At 65.3% G+C, this 10638-nt stretch carries 8 protein-coding genes; 6 read left to right on the forward strand and 2 right to left on the reverse strand.

Features of this window, described 5'->3' with window-relative positions; all coding sequences use genetic code 11:
- Positions 1-131: 131 nt before the first annotated feature.
- The 6 genes from ACIA12_RS22645 to ACIA12_RS22670 all read left to right on the forward strand — a co-directional run bounded on the left by ACIA12_RS22645 (position 132) and on the right by ACIA12_RS22670 (position 9096).
- Positions 132-641 (forward strand): sigma-70 family RNA polymerase sigma factor, encoded by a 510-nt coding sequence (locus ACIA12_RS22645; RefSeq protein ID WP_396369017.1) that lies wholly within the window; start codon positions 132-134, stop codon positions 639-641.
- Complete coding sequence (locus tag ACIA12_RS22650; RefSeq protein ID WP_396369018.1) at positions 638-1723, forward strand: hypothetical protein; 1086 nt, start codon at positions 638-640, stop codon at positions 1721-1723. The genes ACIA12_RS22645 and ACIA12_RS22650 overlap by 4 nt, the downstream gene beginning before the upstream one ends.
- Positions 1714-6207 (forward strand): FtsK/SpoIIIE domain-containing protein, encoded by a 4494-nt coding sequence (locus ACIA12_RS22655; protein WP_396369019.1) that lies wholly within the window; start codon positions 1714-1716, stop codon positions 6205-6207. The genes ACIA12_RS22650 and ACIA12_RS22655 overlap by 10 nt, the downstream gene beginning before the upstream one ends.
- Positions 6208-6315: 108 nt before the next feature.
- Entirely contained in the window at positions 6316-7053 is a 738-nt protein-coding gene (locus ACIA12_RS22660; protein ID WP_396369020.1) for a potassium channel family protein, read from the forward strand.
- 103 nt (positions 7054-7156) lie between these two features.
- Positions 7157-8386 carry a helix-turn-helix domain-containing protein gene (locus ACIA12_RS22665; protein WP_396369021.1) on the forward strand — a complete coding sequence of 410 codons (1230 nt, stop codon included), beginning with the start codon at positions 7157-7159 and terminating at the stop codon, positions 8384-8386.
- Between the two features lie 80 nt (positions 8387-8466).
- Complete coding sequence (locus tag ACIA12_RS22670; RefSeq protein ID WP_396369022.1) at positions 8467-9096, forward strand: hypothetical protein; 630 nt, start codon at positions 8467-8469, stop codon at positions 9094-9096.
- A gap of 209 nt (positions 9097-9305) precedes the next feature.
- Here the strand turns inward: ACIA12_RS22670 and ACIA12_RS22675 are convergent, their stop codons facing one another.
- Together ACIA12_RS22675 and ACIA12_RS22680 are read right to left on the reverse strand one after the other, a co-directional pair.
- On the reverse strand, positions 9306-9614 hold the full coding sequence (locus tag ACIA12_RS22675) for a hypothetical protein (RefSeq protein ID WP_270134663.1): 309 nt from the start codon (positions 9612-9614) through the stop codon (positions 9306-9308).
- Between the two features lie 29 nt (positions 9615-9643).
- Complete coding sequence (locus tag ACIA12_RS22680; RefSeq protein ID WP_396369023.1) at positions 9644-10558, reverse strand: hypothetical protein; 915 nt, start codon at positions 10556-10558, stop codon at positions 9644-9646.
- Positions 10559-10638: the final 80 nt, after the last annotated feature.

Below are 10638 nucleotides of genomic sequence, written 5' to 3' on the forward strand. Positions count from 1 at the left end.
CTGGATTGTTGCTGATTGTTCACCTAAAGTCAGCGCAACTGGTTGCATTCTCCACTAAGTTCAAGGTTTGAACTACCAGGCCGTCCGCCCCTAATCGAGGTCCTGACATCGACGAGATCAGCGCGAGCCGGATGAAAGCCATCGAGCTCTGTCTGGCCGAACGCGAGACCCTGCGCCGCTATGTCAAGGGACTGCTCGGCTGGAACACGTTTGCCGTCGAGGACGTGATCCAGGAGACGCTGCTGCGGGCCTGGATCCAGGCCGAGAGCCTCGACTGGGAGAGCCGGCCGATCCGGATGTGGCTGTTCCGGGTCGCCCGCAACCTGGTCGTCGACCTCCACCGCCGGGAGAGCCGGGCGATCCCGGTCGGGCTGTGCCAGGACGAGTTCGAGGCCGGCAGCAGTGAGCCCGACCCGGCCGAGCAGGTGACGCAGCGCACGGTACTGGTCGAGGCGCTCGGCCGGCTGTCGCCCGCGCACCGCGAAGTGGTCACCCGAGTTCATCTTTGCGGCCACCCGGGTGAAGATGTCGCCATGGCGTTGAACGTCCCGCTCGGGACAGTGAAGTCGCGTACCCACACGGCCGTCCGCACCTTGCGGGGGGATCTGTTGCGTCGCGGATGGGGCGAGGCCGCTGCATGACCGCAATGCAAGGCGGCGGTGGTGTCCGCCAGATGCTCGGATACGCCGGCCTGGTGTTGCTGGGGCTCGTCCTGCTCAACCTGCTGGTCCGCCGGCTCGGTGGCTGGAAGCGGCTGTTCCGCTGGATCAAGCGCGAGTTCAGCCGGACGGTCCACGCGTTCTACGACCCGATCGCGGCCCGGATCCGCTATCGGCTCCGGGTGCGTTTCCTGGTCCGGATCCTGCGCAACAAGGCCGGCTGGGCCGAGGCGGAGCAGGCGATGGGTTTCGCGGCGGCGATCGACTCGGCGATGACGCCGTACGCGCTGGCGCTGGCCAAGCAGCGGATCGGCGTACTGGTTGCCGGGATCGCGGCTGAGCGACCGCTGCCGGCACCGTGGGAGAAGGACGAGCTCGATCCGCGCTTGTGGTGGATCGAGCGCCGAGACCTCGCCGGATATTCGGCACCGGGCGGGTATGTCCCGCCGCAGACGCCGCTGCTGGCCTGCCTCGGGACCGACAGCAGTGGGAAGAACGCGATCATGATCGACCTGCTGGCCGGACCGCCTTCACTGTCGGTGTACGGAGTACCGCGGACGGCGCGGGCCGTCGTCCAGGCACTGGCCGCGCAACTCGATGTACGACTTCCCGCTGGTGCGGTCGAGGTCGCTGACGGGATTCATGGCCGGCATGACGGAATGCCGTTGGCAGAGGCGATCCAGCGTCGTGGTGCGTGGTTCGTGATCGGTGCCGAGCAACTCGACCGGCCGGTGCCGGCCGGCGTACGGCTGGTCAGTCTTGGCGTCGGCCGGGGGAGTTCGCGGCTGATGGAGACGACGCCTGATCGTGGACTGCGGTTGCACGGCGCCGCTTCGTGGCTGGAGATCGATCCGCTGCCGCTGTCCCGGGCGGTCGCCAAGTCGGTACTGCGGATGCCGCCACACGACTTCGAGACGCGTGGACCTCGTGGCCCGGCTGTCGGTGCTGACGATCTGGGTGACCTCGAACTGCCGGTGGGAGTCGCGGGCGTCTCGGTGCTTGCCGGTGATGCGGGACGGCCGAGCGATCTTGCGTCTGATGGGAAGGCGCCGTCGTGGAGCTGAACCTCACTACCGTTGAGCAGCAGGGCAAACGGCGTACCGACCGGGTTGTCCGGCTGCCGCGCGGACTGTCTGTCGGCGGGTTTGCCGAGGGGCTCGGGCGGCCTGGCCTGTCCCTGTTCGTCGGGACTCGCCGGCTGGACGCTGGCGCGCCGCTGGCTGGTTCGGGTGTTCGTGACGGCGGCGTGCTGGGTGTGGGTGCTCCGGCGGAGATGCCGAACCTGGTGCAGAGTTCGGCCGGCCAGGCGCCGGTCGTCGTCGAGTTGCACGCGGTGTCCGGGCCGGAGGCTGGAAGGGTCTGGCGGATCGGGCCGGGCAGCCATGAGATCGGGTCGGATCCGTTGTGCTCGATCAAGCTCAGCGGCAGCGGCGTACCTGCGCGCGGGCTGTGGGTGACGGTCGGGCCGTCGGGCGAGACGTACTGGCATCAGACCGAGCCGATGCGCGGCAAGGTGATGAGCCGCCGGATCGGACCGCCGGAGGACGACGCCGCGACCAGCGCGATCCGGGTCGAGGACGCGCTGAACCCGACGGATCAGGCGTCTCCGGCGAGCGATCCTGGTGAGGTACCGGTCGGGCAGGTCAACGAGTGGCCGCCCGAGGAGGACCTCTCGGTCGGGTCGGTCCTGCTGCGTTGCAGTGGGTCGTTGGAGCCGGTCGCGGCGATCAGGGCCGCGGACGACGGTTTCGGGCTCGACTACAACCGGCCGCCGCGGATCGCGCCGCACCTGGACGACAACAAGCTGCGGCTGCCCAATCCGCCGCCACCACCGGCGAAACGGCCGTTCCCTTGGCCGGTCGTGCTCGCGCCGGTCGTACTGGGCATGGTTATGGTCGGGCTGTTCAACTCGTACTACTTCCTGGTCTTCACGATGCTGAGCCCGTTGATGATGGGCATGAACTACTTCGGCGGCCGGAAGAGCAACCGGGCCGAGCACCTCGAGGCGATCCGCCGATACAACGCGCGGCGGGCGGCGCTGGAAGAGGAGATCCACGTTGCGGTCACCCGCGAGCGGCTGATCCGCAACGTGACGGCGCCGGACCCGGTTCGCGTTGCCCAGTTGGCGATGCGGCCGGGCAGCCGGTTGTGGGAGCGTCGGCGGACTGACCCCGACTACCTGCTGCTGCGGCTCGGGACGGCGGACCAGGCTTCGCTGAAGGAGCTCGACGATCAGGGGCGTGAGGAGAACCACCGGACGATTCGGTGGACGATTCCCGATGCGCCCGTCGCTGTGCCGCTGCGCGGGCACGGGGTGATCGGCGTTGCTGGGCACTATGCCGAATCGCGAGCTTTGGCCAGGTGGATGGTGGTGCAGGCGGCGGTGCTCCATTCGCCGCGGCAGTTGCGGATCGTAGTACTGGCTGAGCCGGATCGGATGGACGACTGGGCCTGGGTGCGGTGGTTGCCGCATCTGCGACCTGAGGGTTCGCCGGCGGCGGTACTGATCGCGAATGACGAGGCGACGACTGTTGCCCGGGTCACCGAGTTGATCTCGCAGGTGCAGGGGCGGCAGCGGCGGATTGAGGCCTCCAGCAACAAACAGGAGCCGTTGAGCGATCCCGAGGTCGTGGTGATCGCGGATGGCGCGCGGCGGCTGCGGGACGTACCGGGCTTCATTCAGGTGCTGACGGACGGGCCGGCCGTCGGGGTCTACAGCATCTGCCTGGATCGCGATGAGCGGTTGCTGCCGGAGGAGTGCGGCGCGGTGATCGCGACCGGGCTCGAGACGCTGACCGTGAAGCGGCCCGGGTTGCCGGACCAGAAGGACGTGCGCGCGGATCTGGTGACGCCGGAGTGGAGTGAGCAGATCGCTCGCGCGCTGGCGCCGGTACGCGATGTCAGTCCTGATCACGATGCCGGATTGCCGAAGATGGTGAAGCTGCTGGAGGAGCTCGATCTGGAGCCGCCGACTGCTGCGGAGCTGCTCTCTCGGTGGGAGCGACGGCCGGGCAGTACTTCGTTCGTACTGGGTGCTGACTTCGATGGGAAGTTCACCCTCGACCTGGTGGCCGACGGGCCGCATGCACTGATCGCCGGTACTACGGGATCCGGCAAGTCGGAGTTGCTGCAGACCCTCGTCGCGTCGTTGGCCGTGGTCAACCGGCCGGACGAGTTGACCTTCGTCCTCGTGGACTACAAGGGCGGTAGCGCCTTCAAGGAGTGTGCTGGACTGCCGCACACGCTGGGCATGGTGACCGACCTCGACTCGCATCTCGTCGAGCGAGTGCTGGAGTCGCTGGAGGCCGAGTTGCGTCGGCGGGAGCGGATTCTGGCCGATGCGGATGCCAAGGACCTGGTGGACTACCAGGCCAAGCGGGCGGTCGATCCGTCGCTGGGACGGTTGCCGCGGTTGGTGCTGGTGATCGACGAGTTCGCGGCGATGGTACGGGAGATTCCGGACTTCGTTCCGGGGCTGATCAGCATCGCTCAGCGGGGTCGGTCGCTGGGGATCCACTTGATCTTGGCGACGCAGCGGCCGGCCGGTGTGGTCACCGGCGACATCCGGGCGAACACCAACCTGCGGATCGCGTTGCGGGTGACGGACCAGGCGGAATCGCAGGACATCGTGGATGTCAACGAGGCCGCGTCGATCACGGCGTCGATTCCTGGGCGGGCGTTGATCCGGCGGGGGCCGCGGTTGGCTGATCTCTTCCAGACGGCTTGGGTCGGTGCTGAGCGGAACGTTGCGGATGACTTGATCGAGCAGGCGCCTGCTGAGCCGGCGAGTGTTCGGGTGCTGGATCTCGACTGGGAGTCGTTGGGGCGGGCGGTCGCTGCGGATGACGCGCCGGCCGAGGTTGATGACAGCCCGGCGACGTTGGCTGTCACCGATTTGATGGCGTTGGTTGAGGCGGTTCGGTCGGCTGTTGATCAGCTGGACGACTTCGCAGTACAGCCGAAGCCCTGGCAGCCGGCGTTGAGTGGGCAGCTGTTGCTGAGCGACCTTCCGGATACTTCTGCGCAGCCGTTGTTCGCGCCGTACGCGTTGGAGGATCTGCCCGCGTTGCAGCAGCAGCGGGTTGCCGGGGTGGACTTCGAGACCTTCGGGCATCTGTATGTGATCGGCGCTCCGCGGTCTGGGCGGACGCAGATGCTGCGGACGTTGGCCGGGTCGGCGGCCAAGACTCTTAGTGTTGCGGATCTGCACATCTATGGCATCGACGCGGCCGGTGGTGGTCTCGCGGTGGTGGAGACGCTGCCGCATTGCGGGGCGGTTGTCTCGCGGCACGACATGGAACGGATGAGCCGGGTACTCCGCCGGCTGAACCAGGAGGTGACCGAGCGGCAGGAGCTGGCCGGCAAGCACAATGCGACCGGCCTCACCGAGCTGCGGAAGTTGTTGCCCAAGGCATCACGACCGGCGCACATCCTGGTACTGATCGACGGCTGGGACGCGTTGTCCTCGATGCTGGACGATCACGACCAGGGGCAGGTGCTGCAGGACGTCATGCGGTTGCTGCGTGAGGGCGCGGGCGTCGGCGTACACGTGGTGGCAACGTCGGAGCGGTCGCTGCTGGGTGGACGGCTGTCGTCGCACAACGACCACAAACTGCTGCTGCGGCAGGCGGATCGGACCGACTACCAGGCTGCTGGGTTGCGGCTGACGAAGGTGCCGGCGAACGTACGGCCGGGTCGAGGCTGGCATGTGCTGACCGGGACGGAGACGCAGATCGCAGTACTGGCCGAGGGCGGCGGTACCGCGCAGGTCGAGGCGATTCGCGAGATCGCGGCGGAGGCACGGAAACGCGACGCGAAGGTGCCTGCGGATCGACGGCCGTTCGCCGTCGCCGAGCTGCCTTCGTCGGTGGAGTTCGCCGAGGCATACGAGCTGGTGGCGGTCGAGGACCGGCGCCCGCAATGGGGCCTCATCGGCTTGGGCGGGGACGAGGCCGGGGCTCTGGGGGTCGACCTCAGGGGAGTCGCGTCGTCTTTCGCAGTACTGGGCCCACCCGGCTCCGGCCGCAGCAACGCCCTGTCTTCCTTGGCGGTCTCACTCCTGGCCGGTGGTACGTCGGTAGTACTGATCACCCCCAGAGAAACCCCACTCCGAACCCTCGAGCGCCACCCCCAGGTCACCCTGATGCCCCACGCCGACCCCGGCGAAGACATGCTCCGAGCAACCCTCGACGCCATCACCGGCCCCAAGGTGGTGATGATCGACGACGCCGACCTGGTCATGATGGCCGCAGCCGACAAACTCCTGAAAGAAATAGTCATCTCCGGCCGGGACAACAACCTGGGCCTGGTCTTCGCCGCTTCAACGGATGGCTTCCAAACCGGCATGGGCGGCTGGCCCACCGCCGCCCGCCGAGCCCGCCGAGGCCTCCTGATCGAACCCCGCTCAATCGGCGACGGCGACCTCATCGGCGTCCGCCTCTCCCACAACATCACCCGAGCCACCCCCAAACCCGGCCGAGCCTGGACCACCGGCCCCGGCTCCACCCCCCTAGCAGTACAAATCCCCCTAACCACCTTGCGCGCCTGACCTCATCTGGCGACCTTGAACACCTTGCGGCGACCTTGAACAAGTTATTACTTGTTCAAGGCCACCAGTTGGTGTTCAAGCCCACCAGACAATGGTCTTCTTGAGCCCATGCTGAGTCTGAGCACGGAGAGGTTGCTGGTCTACGAGCGGCGATCAGCTTGGTTCCTGACGGCAGCCGCCGTTTTGTTCCTGGGGGTGTACGCGTGGCCGATCCTCGCTCTAGGTCTCTCCCCAGGACTGGTGCGGGCCTGCTCGACCGCGAACCTCGCCATCTGGATCGCGTTCGGCTTCGACTACCTGGTGCGCCTCACTCTTGCAGACAGCAAGCGGCGATTTGTCCGGAGTCATCTGCTGGATCTGGTGGTCTTGGTCCTGCCCTTACTGCGGCCGCTCAGGGCATTGCGCGTCGTGACCGCGCTCGCCCGGCTGAACCGGACTTCGGTCTCGGTCCGCGGGCGTACCACGACGTACGTCGTCGGCGCTGTCCTGCTGCTCGGGTTCGTGTCGGCTCTCGCTGTACTCGATGCAGAGCGGGAGGTCGCAGGAGCCAACATCACCACATTCGCGGACGCGATCTGGTGGGCCGCCACGACCATCACCACCGTCGGCTACGGCGATCAGTTCCCGACAACTCCCGAGGGCCGCTTCGTCGGCGTCGGCCTGATGATCGGCGGTATCGCCCTCGCCGGCACCATCACCGCCGCCCTCGCCTCGTGGTTCGTCGAACAGATCAACACCGCCGAACAAGCCGAAGCCGACACCCGAGACGACCAGTTGGCCACCTTGCTGGCGGAGGTCAAAGCTCTCCGCGCCGACTTGGCCCAGCGCCCCCAACCACCCGCTTAGTTCGGCTTGCAGTTGGCAGCCGGCCTGTTGACGCTCATAGTCGTGACAGTTGAGTCACGTGAATAGAGCCTGTATGCTTCTATTCACATGGGAGGAGACCTGCATGTTCTGGGATGAGGAAGCGGTCCGTCAAGGCGTCATACGGGAGACCGTCGAGGCTGAAGCGCAGTTTGACCCTGCTGCGTTCGGTGCACGTCTACGTACTGCGCGCATGAGGGCCAACCTTTCCCAAGTCGACATGTCCACCCTTCTCGACGTTTCACAGGCGACATACTCCCGAATGGAGAACGGGCGGATTGAACCGAGCAGGGTTACGTCGACCCTGCTCGAACGCGCCTCGTTGGCGGTGAGTCGGTCGATGACGTGGCTCCTGCTGGGATCTCCGGTCCGGGACCGTGTCCGATTGGCTGCCCGTCGGACCGACGAGCAGGACGTTCGTACCCAGGCCGACCGCGCGTTGGGTTTGTTGGAGCTCGATGCTGAGCTCGACGACATCGTCGAGTTCGCAGATCTGGGGCCTGGGGTCGTTGATGGTGCGGTCTGGCAGCAGTTCGTCGAAGCGATGCCTCATGCATCGCGAAGGCAAGGCAAGGAAAGAGCCGACCATCTTCGAAATGCGCTTGGCCTGGGGATCGAACCTCTGAATGACATCCCCGCTGTATTGGAGCAGGACCTCGAGGTCGACGCTGCGGTTCTGGACTTTCCCGATGGACTCTCGGCGGTGGTCGCATTCGACGACGAACGAGCACTGGCACTCCTTGCGGTGTCGGCGGCAGAGCCGTGGGTTCGTCAGCGATTCAGCTTCACACACGAGCTTGCGCACGTACTGTTCGCCGACGGTCATGCCTACGATCACGATCACCGGCACTCCCCGACCGAGATGCGTGCGGAGAAGTTCGCGCAGAACTTTCTGATCCCTGAGGGTGGCATTCGCGCATGGATGGCCGATAACGGCTATGGGACGGACGATCACGTCAGTCGTGATGACGCCTGCCGCCTGGCCGACCTGTACGGCGTGTCGCCAACGACGGCTTGGATTGCGTTGGCAGATATCAACGTCGCTCCGAAGGGACCAGCGCCGACCAGTGCCGGCGCTGCTGTTGTCGCCGGAATGCTCGCGCGGTACCAAGCCCGGGAGCGGAACTGTCACGTGGAGCGCGTGCCGGTACGTATGGAACGTCGTATTCTCAAGGCGTTCCGTAGCGGCTTCTTGTCAGCCGCGGCCACAGCGAACGCTCTCGGCCAAGACGCGAGCGTACTTTCCGAAGCATCAGCGATCATCGACGACGAACCCAGGACCCGGGGAGCATCCGGCGTCCCAAATCTCGCGTGAGCGCAGAAGGTCCTGTGGGTAGGTCCGCAGGCCCGGCAACAGCGGCAACTGCACAGCAGCCTCTGAACATCCTCGATGCCGTGTGCGTTCTGTACTTCTCGGCATCCGGGCAGTTGAGCCTGTTGGTTGACATTCTCACAACAGCCAACTACCGCATCCTGCTGCCGGCCGAAGTGCTCAAGGAAGTCCGCGACAGGGCCAGCCGCAACGGATGGAACATCAGCGCGCTCGATCACTACCTCCGTACAGGCGTACATATTGCCGAAATTCCGGTGATCAGTGCAGCGCAGACAGAGGCGGTCACGTTGCTCGCGCAAGTTCGGTCCCGCCATCCAAACGTCATGGCAGGAACCACCGCCGCCGGCGGCACAGAGGATCTCGGTGAGTGTGTCGCCATCACTCACAGCATTCTTGCGCGTCGCCGCGGGCTTCGCGCGATTGTGTCGATCGACGACCTCAAGGGGCAGGCGCTCGCAAGCCGTCACCAAGTCGATTACTTCACCATCGAGGACGCGTTCTCCCTTGCGATGGAGTACGGACTTCTCGATACCCTCAACGCACGCAAGGCCTACGACAAGATGCGGCCCTACGGCAGCTCACTACCTAGCTGGGAGGCGGAACTCAAACCACGCCTCAGGCAGGAGCGCACTGCTCGCAAACGCGCAGAGGACGAGGACGAAGCCGAAGCTCTTCACGAAGGTGGCGTCTAGCCTGTTCCATGCATGAAGCCGCGCCTGCAAGCTCGCCCTGGCCATCTCTAATATTCTTTGTTCTTGTTTATTCCTAATTGTATTTTTTCTTGTTTTTCCGTTGTCGTACTTTGTATTTGGTTTGGTTCTTCTTGGTCTCCTGTGGTGTTTGCTCCGGGCATGCGAAGGGCCCCAGGTGGGTGCCTGGGGCCCTTGGGTGGTGCTGGGGGTTACTTCGACTGGTTGAGGCTGGCGCTGATGCCTTGGTCGAATTGTTCGGCGTTTTCTTTGATGGACTTGAACATGTCGGAGAAGTCCTGGATGCCCTTGACTGCTGCCTTCAGGCTGGTGTCGAAGTTGTTGTAGGTGTTGCGGATGACCTCGCTGGACTGCTTGAAGACCATGCCGTCGTCGACCAGGGTGTTCACCCGGGTGCGGAGGTTCTCGATCATCGGGGAGATCTGGTCGTGGGCGTTCGTCATCAGGTTGCAGACCTCGACGATCTTGCCGTAGTCGAGGTTGATGCCGTCGTAGGCCATGGCGGGTGCTCGCTTTCTGGGTGGGTTGGTTAGACGTACGGGCCGGTGGGGTAGTAGTCGTCTTCCGGCGGCTTGTTGTCCTCGATGCTTTCGGGGGTCTCCACCCAGGGCTGGCTGGTACCGCGCCAGTCATCCGGCGTCCGGGTGTAGACGTGTTTCGTACCGTCGGAGTTCGTCACCGTCTGGGTGCCGCTGCCGTCCTTGTTGAGGTCGGTCGTGGTGGTGTCGACCTTGCCGTCGGTGTCGGTGCTGCTGGACGAGCTGTGCGAGCCGTTCGGCTTGCCGTCGCCGTCGACGTGGATCTGGGTGTCGTTGTGCACCGTGCTGCCGTCGGGGTAGGTGGAGTCGGTGACGATGTGGTTGCGGTTGTCGCCGTACGTCGTGGTCGACGTGTACGTCTTGCCGTCGTAGGTGACGGTGGTCTCCTCCTTGATGACGTTGCCCTTGTCATCGAGGGTGAGGTGGGTGTGGATATTGCCCCGGTCGGTGACGATGGTCTGGTCCAGCGGGGCCGGGCCGGGGTCGGTGGCGCTGCAGAAGTCGGGCTGGTTGTCGCCGGTGCACTCGCTCAGGTGGGACTGTTTGTGGTCCCACTGGTCCTTGTTGCGTTGCCAGTTCGACAGCGCCAGGCTGCTGTTGGTGGCGTTCATGCCCTGGGCGATCTCGGCGTCGAACTGCAGGAACGCCTCGCCGACCGAGCCGAACGAGTCGCCCAGCTTGGTCAGGCCGTCCTTGGCCTTGCCCATCGTGTACGACGCGTTGGAGTGCAGCGTGTAAACGGCGTACGAGATGTCGCTGCTGCCCAGGATCGAGTCGTCGGTGCCGTCGCCCAGGTTCTGGAAGACCTCGTTGTCCATCGACGGGATCAACTCGTCGGCCAGCTGATGCAGATCGCGCTTGGCGTCGTTCAGCAGGTTGTAGTTCATCTTCAGTTTGTCCGGCACCGGGCACCTCCGCTGTCCAAACGGTTCCACCCAGTCCACGTCGCGGCTCCCGATCAGGTTCAGAAATAGTTTTCCGGCCC

It is taken from the genome of Kribbella sp. NPDC051620 (assembly GCF_044453825.1).
GTDB lineage: Bacteria > Actinomycetota > Actinomycetes > Propionibacteriales > Kribbellaceae > Kribbella.

What these genes read in the sequence shown, in the direction of transcription:
- ACIA12_RS22665 (WP_396369021.1), top strand. Translation starts at nt 7,157, where the DNA reads ATGTTCTGGGATGAGGAAGCGGTCCGTCAAGGCGTCATACGGGAGACC.
- ACIA12_RS22650 (WP_396369018.1), top strand. Translation starts at nt 638, where the DNA reads ATGACCGCAATGCAAGGCGGCGGTGGTGTCCGCCAGATGCTCGGATAC.
- ACIA12_RS22645 (WP_396369017.1), top strand. Translation starts at nt 132, where the DNA reads ATGAAAGCCATCGAGCTCTGTCTGGCCGAACGCGAGACCCTGCGCCGC.
- ACIA12_RS22675 (WP_270134663.1), bottom strand. Translation starts at nt 9,614, where the DNA reads ATGGCCTACGACGGCATCAACCTCGACTACGGCAAGATCGTCGAGGTC.
- ACIA12_RS22660 (WP_396369020.1), top strand. Translation starts at nt 6,316, where the DNA reads ATGCTGAGTCTGAGCACGGAGAGGTTGCTGGTCTACGAGCGGCGATCA.